Here is an 18,747-nt window from a genome sequence, read left to right as displayed (position 1 = left end):
GATGTCGACACAGAGCGACGACGACAAGGAAGATACCAGCGGCCGGCCGACAAAGGCTGTCGTCGGCTCGCACCGCGACGAGGAAGAGGTCTTCGGCAAGGCCTACGACCCGCGCATCATCAGGCGCATCTGGAGCTTCGTGAAGCCGTATCAGAGCCGGATCTTCATCTCGGTCGCAGCGGTGCTGGTGTTCACGCTGACGCAACTGGCGATCCCGCTGGTCATCCGCTACGCCATCGACCACGGCATGACTAAAGGCAGGCTCGACCAGTCGGTGATGATCGCAGCGATCGGCGCTTTCTCAGCAATCATCCTCATCAACTATGCCGCCAGCTATGTGCAGGAAAGCGTCGTCGGCAAGGTGGCCGAGAATGTCCTGTCCGACCTGCGCCGCGCCATGTTCAGCCATCTGCAGCGGGTCTCGCTGAGCTTCATGGACAAGACCGAGGTCGGCCGGCTGATGTCGCGCCTGCAGGGCGACGTCAATTCGATGCAGGAATTCCTGGAGACATCGGTGATGTCGGTGGGCGACATCGTGCTGTTGTTTGGCATCGTCAGCGTGCTTTTGTGGCTGGATTTCCGGCTCGGGCTGCTGACGCTGTCGACCATGCCGGTGCTGTTCATCGTGCGCCTGTTCTGGCTGCCGCGCGCCAAGGTCGCCTTCATGGCCGCGCACGAAACCAATTCCATCGCCAACGGCGCGCTGGCCGAAGGCATCCATGGCGTGCGCACGGTGCAGAGCCTGGAGCGCCAGCACGTCAATTTCGACCTTTATGACGAGAAGGTGCTGGCCAACCTCAATGCCCATTTGACCTCGGCGAAATACGCACAGGTGATGGTGCCGATCGTCGACACGCTGACCGGCATCGCCATGGCCACCGTCATCGTCGTCGGCGGATCGATGGTGCTGTCGCACAGCCTCGACATCGGCGTCATGGTGGCGTTCCTGTTCTACATCCAGCGCTTCTTCGACCCGATCCGCTCGCTGACCATGCAGTACAGCGTCATGCAACGCGCCATGGCTTCAGGCCAGCGCATCTCCGAAGTGCTCGACGTGCCGGTCGACGTCAGCGACAGGCAAGGCGCGGTAGCGCTGTCGCGCGACATGGACGGCTCGGTCGAGTTCAGGAACGTCACCTTCGGCTACCGGCCGAACCAGCCGGTGCTGAAGAACATCTCCTTTCGCGTCAATCCGGGCGAGACCGTGGCCCTAGTCGGCCCCTGGATCGGGTAAGTCGAGCTCGATGGCGCTGGTGCACCGCTTCTACGATGTCTGGTCGGGTGAGGTTCTGGTCGGCGGCCACGACGTGCGTGACCTGACGCAGGATTCGCTTGGCGATCAGGTCGCGATGGTGCTGCAGGAGCCGTTCCTGTTCTCCGGCTCGGTGTTGGAAAACATCCGCTACCACAAGACATCGGCCAGCCGCGAGAAGGTGGTGCGCGCCGCACAGGCGGTTGGCGCGCACGACTTCATCGAGAACTTGCCCGATGGCTACGACACCGAACTCGAACAGCGCGGCGGCAACCTCTCGCTCGGCCAGCGCCAGCTGATCAGTTTTGCGCGCGCACTGGTGGCGGATGCAAAGATCCTGGTGCTCGACGAAGCCACGGCCAGCATCGATTCCTACACCGAGATGCTGATCCAGAAGGCGTTGATCACGCTGCTGGAAGGCCGTACCGGGCTGGTCATCGCCCACCGTCTGGCCACCATCCGCGGCGCCGACCGCATCATCGTCTTGCAGAACGGCGAGATCGTCGAATGCGGCAACCACGAACAACTGATGGCCAGAAAAGGCCTCTACGCCCGCCTCTACAACATGAACTACGCCTCCTTCGACGACATTTCCGAAGGCGAGCTGGAACTGGATGCGGCCGTCGGCAAGGCGACGTGAATGGTGCCCCGAGAGCCGGCAAGTGACCGCGGGCACCTACGCCATTTCGAGGCGTTTTGAACCCTCGCGAATGGCCTTGTGCACGCCGCGTTGCAGATCCATGAATGCAGGGCTTTCCATCACCTCTTCGCGGCGCGGGCGCTCGATATCGACGTTGAAGGTCTGCGTGATGCGTCCCGGGCCGATCCCCATGACGACGATGCGGTCCGACAGATAGACAGCCTCTTCCACGTCATGGGTGACAAACAGGACGGTCAACCTGTGTTCCTCCCAGATCTGGGTCAGCAGTTCCTGCATCTGATGCCGGGTCAAGGCATCGAGCGCGCCGAAGGGCTCGTCCATCAACAGCATCTTGGGGCGGTAGGAAAGCGCACGCGCAATGGCGACGCGCTGTTTCATGCCGCCCGAGAGTTCGGCCGGATAGCGGTCGGCGCTGTCGGACAGCTTGACGAGTTCGAGATGCTCCAGCGCGATCCTGCGGCAGGTCGGGCGATCGTAACCGGCGGCCTTGAGGGCAAATTCGATGTTCTGCCGCGCCGTCAGCCAGGGAAGCAGCGTGTAGGACTGGAAGACGACGCCACGATCGAGACCCGGCTGCAGGATCGGCGCGCCGTCGATGCTGAGCTCGCCGGCGTCGAAATCCTGCAGTCCGGCCACAATCGACAGCAGCGTGCTCTTGCCGCAGCCCGACGTGCCGACGAGGGAGACAAACTCGTTGTCGGCAAGATCGAGGTTGATATCGCGCAGCACTTGCGTGTGCCGCTCGCCGGTGCCGAAGCTCTTGTGCAGACCGGCGATCCGCAATTTGGGGGCGCTCATCGGCTGGACATCATTGCGAGCGGCCCTCTTGCTTGAACAGCACCTTTTCCAGCGCCTTCATCACCTGATCGGTGATGAGGCCGAGCAGGCCAAGCAGCAGGATGTAGCCGATGATGGTGTTGGTCTGGAAATAGCGCTGCGACACGGTGATGCGATAGCCGAGCCCCGATGTCGCGGCGACGAGTTCGGCCAGCACCAGCCAGGTCCATGCCCAGCCCAGGCTGATGCGCAGCGTATCCCAGATGCCCGGCAAGGCGCTGGGCACGACGATGCGCGTCAGGATCTTGCGATCCGGCAGGCCGAGCGTGCGCCCAAGGCCGATGAAATCGGCTGGAACCCGTTTCACATTGTCCATGATCATCAGCACCTGCTGGAAGAAGGTGCCGATGAAGATGATCAGGAACTTCTGCGAATCGCCGGTGCCCGCCCACAGGATGGAGAGCGGCACGAAAGCGACGACCGGCATGTAGCGGATGAAATCCACCAGAGGCTCGATGGCCGCTTCCCAGGAGCGGAAACTGCCGATCAGCACGCCGATCGGTATCGACAGTGCCGAGGCGATGAGGAAGCCGATGGAAATGCGGTACATCGAGGCTTTGAGATCCAGCCACAACGTGCCGTCGGTCGCGAGCTTGGCGATCTGCATAGCGACACTGCCCGGCGACGGCAGGAAGATCGCCTTTACCAATCCCAGTCCGGTCGCAGCCCACCATGCAAGGCCGAGCCCGACGAACACGGCCACCGCGATGGTCAGGAAGCGCGACCTGGCGATGGGCACGCCGATCCCGGAGGATCGGCGGCGCCTCGCCTGTTTCGCGGTGGGGCCTGGCGCGGAGGGCGCCGGAGCCGTTTTCGCGGGGGGCTCCCCGGACATCTGCGTCACCACCGCGATCCGGCCTTGGTCATTCCGCCGCCTTGACGAAGGACGGGTCGATCATCTGCTCCGGCGTCACGTCGGCCTGCAGCAGCTTGGCGTTCTTGGCGGCTGCTTCGACATCGGCGAAGGTCTTGGTGGTGAAGTCGCCGGTCAGCGCCGTCTTGTTTTCGGCGAGCGAGTAGTAGCGCACGCCGTCAAAGGCGGTGTTGAGGTCCTTGACGTCCGAGCCGACTGCCTTGGCGATGATGGTGCGGCCGCCGGGCGTGTCGGCATTGTAATCCTTGAGCGCCGCGTCCCAGCTCTTGATCATCGCCAGCACCTGGCCGGGCCGCGACTTGATCACCTCGTCGCGCACCACCAGCACGTCGCTGATCAGGCCGGGATCCTCGCCGGCGGTGAACAGCAGCTTGAGATCCTTGTTCTGCGCCATGGCGACGGTGAGGTACGGTTCATAGGTCACCGCGACCGGCACCTGGCCGGCGATCAAGGCGCTGCCAGCATCGGACGCCGGCATCGGAACCGGCTTCACGTCGTCGATCGACATGCCGTTCCTGGCGAGTGCGTATTTGAGCAGGATGTCGCTCGTCGTGCCTTCCTCGAAGGCGACCTGCTTGCCCTGGAGGTCCTTGATCGAGGTGATGTCCTTGCCGGCGATCATGGCGTCGGCGGTCATGGAGACGTCGAGCAGCAGCACGATCTTCACCGGCAGGCCGGCCGCAACCATGCCCATCGCCGTGTGGGTGGCGATGTTGGCGGCGTCGAGCTGGCCGCTTGCAAGTGCTGCGTTGATGTCCTTGTCCTCGGCGAAATTGACGATCTGGACGTCCGTCAACCCGTTTGTCTTGAACAGGCCCTTGGCCTCTGCGACATGCCACTGCCCATAGCCAAGCCACGGCTCGATGCCGATCTTGAACGATCCTGCCTCGGGCGTGGTGGGAATGGCCGCATCGGCCGCGTGGGCTGCCGGGGCGGCGGCGAGCCCGATGGCGGCCGCCATCACGAGCGCGCGGAATTGTCCTGTTAGGTTACGCATCATCTTTGTTCCCCTTGATGGTCAGACCGCTTTTTCTAACCCAGGTAACCGGTCTGGTGAGACTGCGGGTTTCTGCTCTTGCGGCACTGTGCCTCGGCGTCTTACCTGCCACTTCATGGTGAAGTGCGAGGATATTTCAGCGTCAGCGGGAGCGGATGTCAAGGCTAAAATACATACATGCATATACAAGTTGGAAAGACTCAATTTCCACCTTGACCGGGTGCATCCGCCTGCCGCGCCACGACGATCACTCACGCCTTTTCCGGATCGATCAGGTCGAGGAAATCGGTCACCCGATCGGCCCCGGCAACGGGTTCGCTGCCGACCATGACCGCGACTGAAAAGGCAATGAGGGAGGAGACCGGTGTGTGGCTGCGCGCGCCGGCCCGCAGGTTCATGACCAGCGTCGGCGACAGAAAGAGCCCTGCCCGCAACACCGCCCGCCAATCGGCAGGAAGCATGCCGCGCCGTTTGAGCTCCAGCAGCAATGGCCCCCACAGCGCTGTCGCCTTGACCTCCAGCAGATCGCGACGGACAGGGCTCAGGTCCCAGTCCATGTCGACATGGAGCAGGTTTCCGTCCAGCCGCGCCGTGGCGCGAAAAACCTCTGTCGCGGCCGCCGGATCATAGAGCCAGAACGGGTGGGCGAAGATGTTGTGGAACGTCGCCTTCACCTCCGCCAGCAGCGTCGGGATATGCGAGCCGGCAAAAGCGGGATCGAAGAAGGACAACTCCGCCCTCCCCGCCTTCTCCGTGTACCAGACATTGGCGTTGTGGGCGTCGCCATGCGCCACCACGCCGCCCGCATCGGCAAGCCGGCCCGGCCGCAAGCGCACAGCCGCGGCATCGAAAAGCGTACCCACGCTGTCGATATAGTGCTGGCCATTGATGACGAACTTCAGCCGGGAAAACCGATCCCAATCCAGTTCCACGCCGGGAAAGACAAACGGCTTGCCGACATAGAAATCGGCCAACCGGCCGCCTGGCGACAAGCGCGTATGGGCATCGATCAGCCGCTCATGAAACAGCCTGTGGATCGGCTCCGCCGCCACCTCCTCGACTGTTACCGGATGCAGCGTCTCGAGATAGACCTTGAGCAGCCTGGCGGACAGGTCGCGCTCGGCAAGAACCGCCTCCCGGCGCTTGCCGGCATCATCTTCGGCATCCAGCGCGAACAGCACGTCCGAAAATCTCGGATCCGTGCGGCGGCGATAGACAAGGATCTGCTCGCCCGGCTGGGCCGACATATGCACGGGTTGGTCGACCGGCAGGCCGGCGCGCGACAGAATCTCGGCGCGGTAATATTCGCCTGTCATCGCCTCTTCCCGTTCCTCCTGATGGAATTTGAAGAAGTAGGCCTTGCCGTCGTCTTCGAAGAAGCCGTTCAGGGAATTGAGGCTGTATTTGTCGAAGTTGATGCGCACGTTGTGGGGGCGCATCTCGAACAGATCACCCAGCAGCGCCGCCAGCGCGCTTTGTGCTTCGGCAACATCATGTTGTGCAAGAGCCCGGATCCGCGCCGTGCGGCTGGGTGTCGGCGTCATCTGTCACTCCTTCCAGCCAGTTCGTCCGTCGAGGACGAAGCCATTCTCATCAGTACATGTATATACATTTGTAATGAAACCGCCCCGGTTTGCATTTGCTCCATTGCCGTCAGCTGTTTTTGGAGGGGGAATAGCGGCTGCCGAGCGAGTAGCGGCTGCCGGCATAAGTCAACTTGCTGATCGTCGCCACCACCGCGCCCGTCCATGTCCGGCGGTGCAGGAAAAGGCAGCAGGCGCCGACATCGATGCCCAGATGCCGTGCTGTCTCGGCGTCAGCCGGGACGGCGGAAATGATATGCTCGACCTCGGTCACCGGGGTTTTCTGCATGAGGTAATCATAGGTCGCCGTCTTCGAAAAATCCTGCTTGTCATAGTCGGGGATGAGGCTCGGATTGACGAAACGCTCTTCCAGCTGCACCGGCAGATCATTCTCGAAATTGACGACGACGGAATGATAGATCGAGACACGTTTTGGAAACTCGAACGACAGCGCCAGCTCCTTTGTCGGCATGATGGTTTCGAGGACGAGGACTTCGGAGCGATGCCTGTTACCGCGCTCGATGATCTCGGCCGCGATGTTGTTGATCTCGATCAGCGTCGATTGCGGCCGCGGTGGCGCGATGAAGGTTCCGACACCTTGCAGCCGGATCAGGAACCCCGCCGAGGTCAACTCCCTGAGGGCCCGGTGAACCGTCATCCGCGACACGCCGAGCGACGCCACCAACTCATTCTCGGACGGCAGCTTGCGGTCCTTGCCCCACCGGCCCGTTCCGATGTTCGCCAGGATGTAGTCCTTCACCTTCTCGTAGAGAGGGCTGGCCGTATCGGGCAAAGTGATCATTTCAAAAGTCCTTTCCGGCGATTTATCGGAAAAATCACGACTGCTCGACAGGTTGCCGCATGCGGATGATTGTTTTCAAGCCGTCGCTGCGCCCCGCCAACAGCCGCTGATAGGCGGCGGGAATCGCATCGAGGCTGATCTCCTGGTCGATCAGCGCCAGCAGCGGCTCGCTCAACTCACCCAGCATCCGCACGGCTTCGGGCAGTTCGTCGGCAAAGGCGTGGCATCCCAGCAACCCGATCTCGCGTTCGACCAGACTATTGGGATCCATGTCGAGACGGCCATGGAAGATGCCGACCATGGCGACAGTGCCGCCGGGATCGAGAACGCCGAGCAACTGGTTGAGGGCCGTGACGCTGCCGGTCGCCTCAATGGCCGCGAGCAGTGAGGCATTGGCGGTTGCGGCGGCGATGGCATCCCGATTCAGATCGACAATCATAGCACCCGTCACTCGCGCCACGCGGGCACAGCGGTTCTGGTTGCGGTCAGCGACGAGCACGGTGCCGGCAAAGGTTTTCGACAGCAGCAGCGCGGCAAGACCGCCGATCGGTCCGCAGCCAACGACAAGCACCGAGCCCGCCGTCTTCGGCAGCCGCCGCACTGCGTGCAGCGCCACCGCGAGCGGCTCGGCCATCGCCGCAACCCGCTCGTCGAGCGCGGCATCGATGATATGCAAAAGCCGTGCGGGCAGCACCGCCTGTTCGGCAAAGCCGCCGTCGCAGATCTCCCCCACGAAACCCAGCGACGCACAGAGATGCCGCCTGCCGGCATGACATTGCGCGCAGTCTCCGCACCAGAAGCGGGAATCGGCAACCACCCTGTCGCCGATGGCGACGCTATCAACACCCGCGCCGATGGCGGTCACCGTGCCGGTCAGCTCATGGCCGGCCGTCGAAGGCGACCGGCTTATCCACTGTCCGGTGCGGAAATTGTGCAGGTCCGAACCACAGATGCCGGCGGCGTCAACCCTGAGCTTCACCCAGCCTGCATCCAGCGCGCCCGGCGTGGCGACGTCCTCGACGCGCAGATCGCCAGGTCCGTAGAGTCGTGCCGCCTTCATCGCGATCGTTTCCGCTCAGCCGGCGAGATAGCGATCGCGGATTTCCGAGACCGCGTTCTCGTGCGAGCTGAAGCCCTCGTAGCGGGCGAGCCTTCGGGCATGCAGCGCCAGTTCCGGATAGGCGGCCGAGGTGACATAGCCGACCGACGAGCGCTTGACGAAATCCGTCACCGAAAGCGGCCCGTAGGTCCGCGCCCAGCGGCTGGTCGGCAACACCGCATTGGGGCCCAGCACGAAGTTGGCCAGCGTCACCGGCGTGTGCGGGCCCATGAGAATTTCAGCCGCCTCGGTGATGCGCCCGAGATGCGCGAACGGCTCCTTCGAAAGGATTTCGAGATGTTCGGGCGCATAGTCGTTGATGAAACGGTAGCTGTCCTCCAGCGACGCCGTCAGCACGATGCCGCCGCGCTTGCCGGTCAGCACCGCGCGGGAAAACTCCACACGCTGTTCGGTCATCCTAGACCAGTGCTCCGGGATTGCAGCCAATGCGGCTTCGGCGACCTTGCGGCTGTGCGTGACCAGATAGGCCGAGGAATCCGGCCCGTGCTCGGCTTCGATCAACAGGTCGAGCGCGGCAAGGCCGCCGTCGACGCTGTCATCGGCAAAGATGATCGCTTCGGATGGACCGGCCGGAAGGCCTGTGTTGATGACCGACGACAGCACGCTCTTGGCCGCCACCACCCATGGGCTGCCGGGACCGACGATCTTGAGCGCGGGCTTCACCGTCTCCGTGCCGTAGGCGACGGCGGCGACCGCTTGCGCACCGCCGCATTTGTAGACGGTGCCAACGCCTGCGAGACGCGCAGCGACGAGCGTTGCCGCATCCACCGAACCATCCGATGTCGGCGGCGTCACGATGGCGATCTGCGGCACGCCGGCAATCACCGCCGGCACCGACGTCATCATCGTCACCGACGGGAAAGCGCCCTTGCCGCGCGGAACGTAGAGCGCGACGGAAGCGATCGGGGTATACCTGTCGCCGGCATAGGCGCCCGGCCGGACTTCCTTGAGCCACATCGTTTCCGGCTTCTGCTCCTCATGGAAATGCCTGATGTTGTCGATGCCGAACTTGATGCTCTCGACGACGTCCTTTTCGACCTTGTCGAACGCCGCGTCGAACTCGGCTTCCGACACCTGCAGTTCGCCCTCGGCGACATCGGCCTTGTCGAGTTCCCTGGCAAAGCGGATCAAGGCGGCGTCACCCTCGTCCTTGACGGCCTGGATGATCGGACGGACGTTCTCGACGAAGACCGTCAGATCGGCCTCGGCGCGCTTCAGCAGACTGGCGCGCTGGTCGGCATCGATGGATGACAGATCGTGGAAGCTAATGTCGGACATGGCTGTTCGTTCTCCTGGAACTCTTGGAACGCAATGACGGCTGGCCCTGGATGGCCATGGTTTTGCGGGCCGACAGGTCGACCCGGGACAAGGATCAAAGCCGTCGAGCGGCTTCACTCGGGCAAAAGTATATACATGTATGTATGATGGTCGCCAGCAATTTTTCCATCATCCTTCCCATCGAAACTGCGCAGACAAACCGCTCATCAGATCGAGGCGAGAAAGCCGCCATCGACCGGGATGGACTGGCCGGTTATGTAGGCCGCCGCATCCGAAGCAAGGAACACCGCGATGCCGTGCAGATCGGAGAGATCGCCGAAACGACGCTGCGGGATCTTGGCCAGCATGGAGTGCTGCCATGCCTCGTTGCTGTAGAAGACGTCAGTCATCGCCGTCCTGAAATAGCCCGGCGCGATGGCGTTGACCCTTATGCCAAGCTCCGCCCACTCCGCCGCAAGCGCCCGAGTCATGCCGAGCAGGCCCGACTTCGACGAGCCATACGGCACCGCGGTGGGAATGCCGACCTCCGATGTCAGCGAGCACAGGTTGATGATGGCGCCGCGACGGCCGGCGTCCCGCATCTGCCGCGCGGCGGCCTGGGCGCAGAAGAACGCGCCCTTCAGATTGGTATCGACGATCCTGTCCCAGAGCGCCTCGTCGACATCGAGCGAGGGCCGCACCTCCTCCATCCCGGCATTGTTGACGAGAATGTCGAGACCGCCAAGCAGGCCGGCGGCCTCGTCGGTGGCCGCCCGGCAGCGGCCGACGTCGGTGACGTCGAGAGCGATGGCGTGCGCCACCCCGCCGGCAGCGCGGATGGCTGCCGTTGTGTCCTCCAATGAGGCCAGGCTGCGCGCCGTGACCGCGACGTCGGCGCCGGCCGCGCTCAGCGCTTCGGCGATGCTGCGCCCGATGCCGCGGCTGGCGCCGGTGACTAGCGCCTTCCGGCCGGAGAGATCGAAGAGAGAAGCATTGCGCATGTGATCCTCCTGGTCGGTGTCGGCTTCGGCGCCGGTTTCGATGCTACCAGATCGTAGGTTATATATACAAGCATATACAAACTATTTCAGCTGCGGTACTGATGACGAAATCCGCTGCACGAGTACCCTGCCGGTGACCTGCCTGCCCTGGGGAAGATGCAGCGAAACCGGTGTTTGAGAACCCCGGCCGATGGCGATCTGTCGGCCAGCCGCAAAGGAGCCTGCTTGTGTCGAAAGCCTCGGATTTTGTGCGAACCGAAGTCACGCGTCTGTCGCCCTACAATTCCGGGCTGACCATCGACGAGGTCATGGAGCGATACGCGCCGGCCAGGATCGCCAAACTGGGTTCGAACGAAAACCCGCTCGGACCCAGCCCAACCCTTGCCACGACGATGCATGCCGATTCCGAGATGTTCCGCCTCTATCCGGACCCTGCCGGGCGCAAGCTGCGCCAGGCGATTGCCGCCAGGTATGCTGTCACCGAGGATCAAATCATCCTGGGCAACGGTTCCGAAGATCTTCTCTCCGTCATCAGCCGTGCCGTGTTGCGGCCCGGCGATGCCGTCGTCACCCTCTATCCATCGTTCCCGCTGCATGAGGACTACGCGACGCTGATGGGCGCGGCCGTCAAACGCGTTGTCGTCAACGACGATCTCACCATCGACGTCGATGCGCTGATCGAGGCGGTGCGTGAACGGCCCCGCATGCTGCTGTTCTCGAACCCGATGAACCCGGTCGGCAGCTGGCTCTCCGGCGGCGATCTGGCGAGGGTTCTCGATGCGGTGAGCGACGAGACGCTGATCGTCGTCGATGAAGCCTATGCCGAATACGCCGAGGGCGACGACTATACGCCGTCGCTGCCCTATCTCTGGAAGTTCGACCGACCCTGGATCGTGCTTCGGACCTTTTCCAAGGCATTCGGCCTGGCCGGATTGCGGATCGGCTTCGGCATCGTCGGTGACCCGGAGCTGCGCGCGCTGCTCGACCGCGTCCGCACCCCTTTCAACGCCAACGCCATGGCCCAGGCCGCCGCGCTTCTGGCGCTGGCCGATGAGGAACACCTCGCCAGGGTCGTCGCGCAGGCCAAGGCGGAGAGAGCACGTGTCGAGACTTTCCTCAGGAGCAAGGGCCTCGACGTCGCTGCCTCCAGGGGCAACTTCCTGTTCTTCGACTGCCGGCAAGATGCTTCCATCTTCGTCGAGGGCCTGCTGCGCCAAGGCGTCATCGTCAAACCGTGGAAGCAGCAGAGCTTCGACACCTATGTGCGCGTCAGCATCGGCTCGGTTTCGGAGAACGACCAATTCATGGCCGTTCTATCGGAACTGCTGTGACCGCACGTCTGTCGGCACTGCGCTTGGCCGCCAGCCAGTGATGCCAAGATCAGTAGCCGCCGACCACCGGCAGGATCTCTCCCGTGATGTAGCTGGAGCATTGCGCTGAAGCGAGAAACACATAGGCCGGGGCCAATTCTTCAGGCTGGGCCGGACGCTTCATGGGCGTGTCGGCGCCAAATTTGGAAACGTCGTCCGCCTTCTTGTCGGAGGGGTTCAAGGGCGTCCAGACAGGCCCCGGCGCCACCGCGTTCACCCTGATCCCCTTGCCGATGAGGTTACCCGACAACGCCCTGGTAAAGGCATGGATGCCGCCCTTGGTCATCGAATAGTCGACCAGCGCTTTGGAGCCGTCTATGCCGGTCACGGAGCCGGTGTTGACGATGGCCGAGCCTGGCTTCATATGCGGCACCGCCTCCTGCGCCATGTGGAAATAGCCGTAGAGGTTGGTCTTCAGCGTGGTGTCGAAATGTTCCTCGGTCAGGTCGGCGAAATCGGCCGAGTGCACCTGGAAGGCGGCATTGTTCACCAGCACGTCGAGGCCACCTAGCTGCTTCACAGTGGCGGCAACCGCCCGGCGACAGAAGGCGCGTCGGGAGACGTCGCCGCGCAGCAGCAGACAGCGCCGGCCTTCCGCCTCGATGGCCTGCCTGGTCGCGTCCGCATCCTTGTCTTCGGACAGATAGACGATCGCCACGTCGGCTCCCTCACGTGCAAACAGAACCGCGACCGCGCGGCCGATGCCGGAATCGCCGCCGGTGATGAGCGCTATCTTGCCGTCCAGCTTGCGCGAGCCGATCCAGTAGGGCGCATCGTACAGCGGCGCGGGCACGACCCGCCCTTCCTCGCCAGGCTTGGGATGATGCTGTTTGGGAAAAGGCGGGACGGGGTAGTTGCGTGCACCGGCCTGCATGGCGCGATCCGGCTTCGACCGATCCTTGCCGCGGTCGTCAAGGTCCACCTTGCGCTGTATGCGCCGCTGTTTTTGGGCGGTCTTCGTGGTGTCGTTCTTCGTAAGCATGGCGTGCCTCCTTCTGCGGAAAATGTCGCAGCGGGCGGATCGTTCCCCACTCGGACCCGATCGTCTGTCATCCGATTTCGACAAGGCCTTGAGCGAGGCTCGCCGGCTGCCGCCCGGTTCGTCGATGACGACAGCATGTTTATTTGGCTTCGGGCCGGCTGTAGGCCTTACTTTCGCAGCGTGGGTTTTTACATCTAAGGGGCCTGCAAACGATCGACGCTTGAGGAGGCTCCATTGCAGCAACCAGATGACATCGCCGCTCGCCGATTGGACATTCTTATCGAGCAATATGTGGAAGCGCGCAAAAAGCGCTACGACTATGTGTCGACCGAGCAGGCCTATCAGGCCATCCGGCACGTCCTCAAACCCGCCATTCCCGATCGCGAACTCGACAACAGGGTCGCCTCGCTTGCCGTCAAGAACGGGCTGGCGGTCGTTTTCGACCGCCAAACCAAAGCGTCCGCCGATGATGTTCCGGGAACAAAGCCCTAGATCAACGCAGATCCGCCGGCGTCGAGCACCACATCGATACGGGGCCAAGCGGCCCCGTATCGATGTGTATCGCCGGAGGAAACGAGCGATACACCTGCGCCCTGGGCCTGTGTGCCGCAAGCCGACGGGCGTGGCGGGTTCAGGCGGCGGTGCTGACCTTGCCCGGATCGAGGATCGACTTGACCTTGTCGGCGATGGCGCGCCCCAGGTCGGCGTTGTTCCCGGCGGTGAAATGGATGCCGTCGACACCGTCCGTAGTGACGAAATCGCCGGCATTGAGGAAGTCGATCTTCATGAAATCCGCCATCGCCTTGTATTGCCTGGCCAGATCCCTGGACTTTTCGTGGCCGCCGCCAAACATGCCCTCGAACCACGGATCGGGCATGGGCGTCAGCGGCGGCGGCGCGATGACCAGCGCCTTCGGAGCCGGATAAGGGGTGCCAATGCCGCCGGCGCTGGTCAGGATCTGCCCGACCAGCTTCGCCATTCCATTGGCGATCTCGTAAGGCGTCCGGTGGAAATAGGACTTGGTGTCGTTGGTGCCGAGCATCACGATGACCAGGTCCAGCGGCAGATGGCTGGCGAGGGCCGAGGGCAGGTAATTGGCGCCGTTCAGGCGCGGATCGTTGGGGTCGTCGAGACAGGTCGTGCGCGCACTCAAGCCTTCTTCGATGATGTGATAGCCCGCTCCCAGCGCCGCGGCCATCACGCCCGTCCAGCGCTGGTCATAGGGGTAGCGGTGGGTCGGTGATCCCTCCTTGACCGGAACCCAGCCCCAGGTCAGCGAGTCGCCGTAGCACATGATGTTTTTTGGCGATGACATCCATGTTTCTCCATCTGTTTGCCAATTCGTCTGAACGCGCGGTTCTATCGGTCCCGGCAAACGCCGGTGCCCGCTTGCCTTTCGCTGTTTCAAGTCAGGGAGTTCGCACGCGCACTCCGTAGAAGATCGCCGCGCCGAGGATGATGACGCCTTGGGCGATGAGCTTGCCGGGCTCGTCGATGCCGAGCACCGTCATCACCACGAACAGCAGCGCAAAACACAGCGCACCGAAGAATGGACCCCAGACGCCGCCGTCGCCGCGGCCGAAGACGACGCCGCCAAGGATGGTTGCGGCGACAGCCAGGATCGGCAGGTCGAGGCCGACGCGGACACTGCCGACGGCGATTGAACCGGTCTGCACCAGGGCCGCGATCGCCGCGATCAGGCCGGCCAGCGTATGCGCCAGGATGACGGTCCGCTGGACCGGCACCCCCGAAAAATGGGCGGCTTCGGCATTCTCCCCGACCGAGGCGACGTAGCGGCCAAACACGGTCCGCGACAGAAGCAGCCACACCGCGGCGGTCAGCAGGATCCAGAACAGGACCGGCGTCGGAACCGACAGGAATTTCGTGTTGTAGAGGTCGTTGAACAGCTTCGGTACGTCCCCAGGCGGATTGCCGCTCGACAGGAACTGCACCAGCCCGACCAGGATGATGCTGACCGCAAGCGTGACGATGACGGCCGACACGCGCCGGTTGCCGATCATGAAGCCATTGAACAGGCCGATGACGAGGCCGGAGGCGAGCGCCAGCACGACGAAAAACGGCAGCGACGCGCCTGGGAAGCTGCCGGACGAAATGAAATAGTTGATGAGCAGGATGATGCCGCCGCCGGAGAGGTCGATCGACTTCACCCGCATGACGACGAGCTGCCCCAGCACGAGGATGCCGAGCGGAACGATCTGCCGGATGAAGATGCCCATGATGTTGAGGTTGAGCATGTTCGGCCGCGCGATCCACAGCGTGGCCAGCAGCACGAGGAAAACAAAATAGGACGGCGGGATGCGCAGCAGGCGCCGGGCGATCGGATTTGCGAGAACGGCAGCCATCGTTCAGAGCCCCATCTTCTTGCGGGATTGCAGCCCGACCACCGCCAGCAGGATGCCGCCCTTGATCGCGGTCTGGACAAAGGGCGAGACGTTGGCGAGGTTCATGCCATTGGCCAGCAGCGCCATGACCAGCGCGCCGATCACCGTGCCGTGCAGGCTGCCGATGCCGCCGGAGAGCTGGGTGCCTCCAAGGGCTACGGCGGTGACGGTGTCGAGTTCGAAAAGCAGCCCGACATTCGGATCGCCCGACACGATGCGCCCGGCCAGAAAGACACCGGCAACGGCCGCGAAACAGGAGCAGACGACATAGGCGAGGATGATGTTGCGGCGGTCGGAGACGCCGAAATTGCGGGCAGCACTCTCGGCACCGGACGCGATGCCGCCGCCGATCGCAAACAGATGCAGCCCGTATCGCGATCCGTAGAGCAGCTTCCACGCAACCAGGATCACGACGATGCCCCAGAAAACCGGATAGGGAACGCCGAGAAAACTGCCTGAAACCGCATCGATGACGATCTCCGGCACGGTGCCGCCGGAGACAGGACGCAAGATGCGCGTGACGCCGAGCACGATGTACTGCGTCGACAGCGTCGCGATGATCGGATGGACGTTGAAGCGGGTGATCGCCAGGCCGTTGATCAGGCCGATGAATGCGGCCAGCACAAAGACCGCCGGGATCAGCACGATCGCCGGCTGGTCGAGTGCCAGCACCGCCGTGGTGAAGCTCATGACCGAGCCGACCGACAGGTCGAGCCCGCCGATGAGCACGACGACGAGCTGCCCGATCGCTGCGATGATCAGCGGCATCGCCTGGGCAACCAGGTTGAAGAGGTTTTCGGCCGTCGCGAACTGTGTCGTCTCGACGGTCAGCCACAGCGAAATGAGCAAGGCGACCAGTAGCGGCAGGCCCCACAGGCCCTGCCGTGTGTTCCGGCCACTCAGGATGTTGAAAAGCGAACGATACATGGCAGGCCCCTAATGCTGGCGCGTGGAGCCGCCCGTCAGGGCCGCGTCGAGGATCTTGTGTTCCGTCGCCTGTGCTGCCGGCATTTCGGCAACGATGGTGTCGTGATGGACGACGTAGATGCGGTCGCAGAGCCCGATCAACTCGATCGTCTCGCGCGACAGCACCAGCACGGCGCCACCCTTGCGGGTGAAATCGCGCAGCAGATGGTAGATCTCGGACTTGGCGCCGATGTCGACGCCGCGGGTCGGCTCCTCGACCAAGAGAAGATCTAGATCGGCGGCGAGGTAGCGGCCGAGCAGCACCTTTTGCTGGTTGCCACCCGACAGGGAGCCGACCGGAGCGGACGGCCCTGACGCCTTAATGTTCATGACCTCCATCATGCGGGCGATGACGTTCCGATACGGTCGCGCCGGCGCGAGTTCGGATCGCCTCGAATGCAGCCCTATGGCGATGTTGAGGGCGATCGGCAAAGCGAGAAAGAGCCCCTCATCCTTGCGGTCCTCGGGAACGAAGCCGACCTTCAGCTGCTGCAAATGGCGAACGCCTGATGATGCCGGGAGCGGCATCTTCAGCGCTTTGCCGTTGATGGAAATCGTCCCGGCGAAGGGATGGTAGCGGCCGATCAGGGAGCGCAGGAAGCGCTGCTGGCCCTGCCCTTCCAGTCCGGCCAGGGCGACGATCTCGCCCTTGTGCAATGTCAGCGACAGCGGCCGCGATGTCTCGGTGATCCTGAGGTTCTCGACGCGCAGGATCTCGTCGCCCTTGTCATCCGTGCGATCGGGAAAAAGGTCCTGGAGTTCGCGTCCGACCATCATGGCGATGAGTTCGTCGGTGGTGATCTCGGACACCATTCTTGTGCCGATCAATGCGCCGTCCTTCAGCACCGTCACCGTGTCGCAGAGCTCGAAGATCTCCTTCATGCGATGCGAGATGTAGACGATGGCCTTTCCCTTATCGCGCAGCCGGCGGATGTTGCGGTTGAGCACGTCGACATCGGCCGCGTTGAGCGCCGCCGTCGGCTCGTCGAGAATGAGCACGCTGGCATCGGCCTGGATGCAATGCGCGATCTCGACGAATTGCCGCTCGGCGATCGTCAGGTTGGAAACGAGTTGCGACGGGTCGAGCGTCAGGCCGAGTTCGCCAAGCGCCTTGGCGGTCTGGCTGCTCATCGCGGCATAGTCGATCGAGCCGAACCGGGTCGTCGGCTCCCGACCCAGAAACATGTTCTCGGCGATCGACAGATTGGGCAGCAGCGAATGCTCCTGGAAGACGGTCGAAATGCCGGCGTCCAGCGCGGCGCGCGGCGACTTCAGATCGAGCTTTTCCCCGTTCATGAAGATCTCGCCGGAATCGGGCTGGTGCACGCCCGCCAGGATCTTCATCAACGTCGATTTGCCAGCGCCGTTCTCCCCCATCAGGGCGTGTACGCCGCCCGCCTTGAGATCGAGGGAAACGGAGTGGAGCGCCCTGCTCCCTCCGAACGCCTTCGAAATGTGGGACATCTCGATAAGATTGGTCACGAAACCCTCGAACGAACCGGATTCAGCAGATGGAACGGCGTGCGGGGAATGCTTGCCCGCTCCCCGCCAGCCACGGCGTCGTCACTTCTTGCCGTAATATTCCTTGAGCTTGTCCTCAGGCAGTTCGCTCGGCCACCAGACATTGGCCGTCAGGTCGTCACGATAGTATTTGGAGGCCTTGTCCTTGTCCCAGCCGTCGGGGTTGTAGACATAGCGCTTGTAGAGCTGTTGACCCTCGAGCAGAGCGACAGCGGCGCGCACGCCGGCCGCACCCTGGGCGGGGCTGTATTCCGGTGAGATCGACTTGAATCCGTCCGTGATCCACTGGCCGAAATAGCCATTGTTGCCCTCGCCCGAAATCGGCGGAATGGGCGTGCCGAACTGCTTGAAGACATCGACGCAGGCGCGCGTCATGTCGGCGCCGGACGACCAGATGCCGTCGACCTGCGGGTTGTTCAGATAAAGCGTCTCGCACAGCTTCTTGGCCTTGTCGTACTGCCAGTCGCCATGCTCCTCGGCGATGATCTGCACATGCGTGCCCTTGAGCGATTCCAGGAGGCCGTTGTAGCGGTTGGTGTCTTCCGGATGGCCGGCCAGGCCACGCAGGACCCAGATCTTGCCGTTGTCGCCGACGGTCTTCACCAGCCAGTCGCCCATCACCTTGCCGAAGTGCTCGGCGCCACCCTGGATCTCGGTGGTGTAGGCGTCGGAATCGATGCGGCCGGTGTGGAGGATGACGGGGATGCCGGCGGCAACCGCCTTGGCGATGCTGGCGTTGGCCGACGTGCTGGTCACCGGCTGAACGATGATCGCGTCGACATGCTGCGCGATCAGGTCCTCGATGTCGGCCACCTGCTTCTTCTGGTCGAAGCCGGCATCGAGCAGGATGAATTTCGAGATGCGCTTGTCCTTTGCCGCGGCGTTCTCCGCCTCATGCGCCACCTGGACCGTCCAGGTGTTTGCGTTGACGCCGAAGTCGCTCATTCCGATGACCCAGGGCGGGTCCTTCTTAAACGCACCGGCCGCGGTCATGCGCGTGTCGTCGGGGCGCGGCGCGACGCCGTCCATCAGCTTGACGTCTTCCGCATGCGCCAGCGAGGTCACGGCAAGCGCCGATGCGACGAGCACTCCCAGACCGACGGTTTTCAGCAATCCTAACAT

16 protein-coding genes and 1 pseudogene are annotated in these 18,747 nt (G+C 63.1%); 3 read left to right on the top strand and 14 right to left on the bottom strand.

Features of this window, described 5'->3' with window-relative positions; genetic code table 11:
- Window position 1: 1 nt before the first annotated feature.
- Window positions 2-1,892 (top strand): annotated as a pseudogene (locus ASD12_RS22370) (ABC transporter ATP-binding protein).
- Window positions 1,893-1,928: 36 nt separating this feature from the next.
- Here ASD12_RS22370 and ASD12_RS22365 read toward each other — a convergent pair.
- The 8 genes from ASD12_RS22365 to ASD12_RS22330 all read right to left on the bottom strand — a co-directional run bounded on the left by ASD12_RS22365 (window position 1,929) and on the right by ASD12_RS22330 (window position 10,384).
- Window positions 1,929-2,711: an ABC transporter ATP-binding protein gene (locus ASD12_RS22365; protein ID WP_056591207.1), complete on the bottom strand. Its 783-nt coding sequence runs from the start codon at window positions 2,709-2,711 to the stop codon at window positions 1,929-1,931.
- Between the two features lie 10 nt (window positions 2,712-2,721).
- The gene (locus tag ASD12_RS22360; RefSeq protein ID WP_056591203.1) at window positions 2,722-3,489 is read right to left on the bottom strand and encodes an ABC transporter permease; all 768 of its coding nucleotides are present in this window, start codon (window positions 3,487-3,489) and stop codon (window positions 2,722-2,724) included.
- Between the two features lie 124 nt (window positions 3,490-3,613).
- Complete coding sequence (locus ASD12_RS22355; protein WP_082525640.1) at window positions 3,614-4,621, bottom strand: ABC transporter substrate-binding protein; 1,008 nt, start codon at window positions 4,619-4,621, stop codon at window positions 3,614-3,616.
- A gap of 251 nt (window positions 4,622-4,872) precedes the next feature.
- The gene (locus tag ASD12_RS22350) at window positions 4,873-6,165 is read right to left on the bottom strand and encodes a hypothetical protein (RefSeq protein ID WP_056591195.1); all 1,293 of its coding nucleotides are present in this window, start codon (window positions 6,163-6,165) and stop codon (window positions 4,873-4,875) included.
- 109 nt (window positions 6,166-6,274) lie between these two features.
- The gene (gene hutC, locus ASD12_RS22345; protein WP_056591192.1) at window positions 6,275-7,006 is read right to left on the bottom strand and encodes a histidine utilization repressor; all 732 of its coding nucleotides are present in this window, start codon (window positions 7,004-7,006) and stop codon (window positions 6,275-6,277) included.
- Window positions 7,007-7,040: 34 nt separating this feature from the next.
- Window positions 7,041-8,066: a zinc-binding dehydrogenase gene (locus ASD12_RS22340; protein WP_056591189.1), complete on the bottom strand. Its 1,026-nt coding sequence runs from the start codon at window positions 8,064-8,066 to the stop codon at window positions 7,041-7,043.
- A gap of 15 nt (window positions 8,067-8,081) precedes the next feature.
- A complete protein-coding gene (hisD, locus tag ASD12_RS22335) occupies window positions 8,082-9,404 on the bottom strand; it encodes a histidinol dehydrogenase (RefSeq protein ID WP_056591187.1) in 1,323 nt (440 codons plus the stop codon).
- A gap of 206 nt (window positions 9,405-9,610) precedes the next feature.
- Window positions 9,611-10,384: a 3-oxoacyl-ACP reductase family protein gene (locus tag ASD12_RS22330; RefSeq protein WP_056591181.1), complete on the bottom strand. Its 774-nt coding sequence runs from the start codon at window positions 10,382-10,384 to the stop codon at window positions 9,611-9,613.
- A gap of 227 nt (window positions 10,385-10,611) precedes the next feature.
- Between ASD12_RS22330 and ASD12_RS22325 the strand changes: the two genes are divergently transcribed.
- Complete coding sequence (locus ASD12_RS22325; RefSeq protein ID WP_056591178.1) at window positions 10,612-11,715, top strand: histidinol-phosphate transaminase; 1,104 nt, start codon at window positions 10,612-10,614, stop codon at window positions 11,713-11,715.
- Window positions 11,716-11,764: 49 nt separating this feature from the next.
- Here ASD12_RS22325 and ASD12_RS22320 read toward each other — a convergent pair whose 3' ends face one another.
- The gene (locus ASD12_RS22320; RefSeq protein WP_056591173.1) at window positions 11,765-12,736 is read right to left on the bottom strand and encodes an SDR family oxidoreductase; all 972 of its coding nucleotides are present in this window, start codon (window positions 12,734-12,736) and stop codon (window positions 11,765-11,767) included.
- 234 nt (window positions 12,737-12,970) lie between these two features.
- On the opposite strand from ASD12_RS22320, the gene ASD12_RS22315 reads away from it, so the two are divergent.
- Entirely contained in the window at window positions 12,971-13,228 is a 258-nt protein-coding gene (locus ASD12_RS22315; RefSeq protein ID WP_056591170.1) for a hypothetical protein, read from the top strand.
- 139 nt (window positions 13,229-13,367) lie between these two features.
- On the opposite strand, the gene ASD12_RS22310 is transcribed toward ASD12_RS22315, so the two are convergent.
- The 5 genes from ASD12_RS22310 to ASD12_RS22290 all read right to left on the bottom strand — a co-directional run bounded on the left by ASD12_RS22310 (window position 13,368) and on the right by ASD12_RS22290 (window position 18,747).
- A complete protein-coding gene (locus tag ASD12_RS22310) occupies window positions 13,368-14,051 on the bottom strand; it encodes an SGNH/GDSL hydrolase family protein (protein WP_056591168.1) in 684 nt (227 codons plus the stop codon).
- Between the two features lie 94 nt (window positions 14,052-14,145).
- A complete protein-coding gene (locus tag ASD12_RS22305) occupies window positions 14,146-15,099 on the bottom strand; it encodes an ABC transporter permease (RefSeq protein WP_056591165.1) in 954 nt (317 codons plus the stop codon).
- 3 nt (window positions 15,100-15,102) lie between these two features.
- The gene (locus ASD12_RS22300) at window positions 15,103-16,065 is read right to left on the bottom strand and encodes an ABC transporter permease (protein WP_056591162.1); all 963 of its coding nucleotides are present in this window, start codon (window positions 16,063-16,065) and stop codon (window positions 15,103-15,105) included.
- A 9-nt stretch (window positions 16,066-16,074) separates the two neighbouring features.
- On the bottom strand, window positions 16,075-17,586 hold the full coding sequence (locus tag ASD12_RS22295; RefSeq protein ID WP_056591156.1) for a sugar ABC transporter ATP-binding protein: 1,512 nt from the start codon (window positions 17,584-17,586) through the stop codon (window positions 16,075-16,077).
- 81 nt (window positions 17,587-17,667) lie between these two features.
- A complete protein-coding gene (locus ASD12_RS22290) occupies window positions 17,668-18,747 on the bottom strand; it encodes a substrate-binding domain-containing protein (protein ID WP_056591153.1) in 1,080 nt (359 codons plus the stop codon).

Origin of the sequence: Mesorhizobium sp. Root102 (genome assembly GCF_001425625.1) — a bacterium.
GTDB lineage: Bacteria > Pseudomonadota > Alphaproteobacteria > Rhizobiales > Rhizobiaceae > Mesorhizobium.
This window is presented reverse-complemented; position numbering and strand designations above follow the sequence as displayed.

Coding starts and splice junctions, on each gene's coding strand:
- ASD12_RS22330 (WP_056591181.1), bottom strand. CDS start 10,384: ATGCGCAATGCTTCTCTCTTCGATCTCTCCGGCCGGAAGGCGCTAGTC.
- ASD12_RS22320 (WP_056591173.1), bottom strand. CDS start 12,736: ATGCTTACGAAGAACGACACCACGAAGACCGCCCAAAAACAGCGGCGC.
- ASD12_RS22350 (WP_056591195.1), bottom strand. CDS start 6,165: ATGACGCCGACACCCAGCCGCACGGCGCGGATCCGGGCTCTTGCACAA.
- hisD (WP_056591187.1), bottom strand. CDS start 9,404: ATGTCCGACATTAGCTTCCACGATCTGTCATCCATCGATGCCGACCAG.
- ASD12_RS22305 (WP_056591165.1), bottom strand. CDS start 15,099: ATGGCTGCCGTTCTCGCAAATCCGATCGCCCGGCGCCTGCTGCGCATC.
- ASD12_RS22300 (WP_056591162.1), bottom strand. CDS start 16,065: ATGTATCGTTCGCTTTTCAACATCCTGAGTGGCCGGAACACACGGCAG.
- ASD12_RS22310 (WP_056591168.1), bottom strand. CDS start 14,051: ATGTCATCGCCAAAAAACATCATGTGCTACGGCGACTCGCTGACCTGG.
- ASD12_RS22355 (WP_082525640.1), bottom strand. CDS start 4,621: ATGCGTAACCTAACAGGACAATTCCGCGCGCTCGTGATGGCGGCCGCC.
- ASD12_RS22365 (WP_056591207.1), bottom strand. CDS start 2,711: ATGAGCGCCCCCAAATTGCGGATCGCCGGTCTGCACAAGAGCTTCGGC.
- ASD12_RS22290 (WP_056591153.1), bottom strand. CDS start 18,747: ATGTTAGGATTGCTGAAAACCGTCGGTCTGGGAGTGCTCGTCGCATCG.
- ASD12_RS22340 (WP_056591189.1), bottom strand. CDS start 8,066: ATGAAGGCGGCACGACTCTACGGACCTGGCGATCTGCGCGTCGAGGAC.
- hutC (WP_056591192.1), bottom strand. CDS start 7,006: ATGATCACTTTGCCCGATACGGCCAGCCCTCTCTACGAGAAGGTGAAG.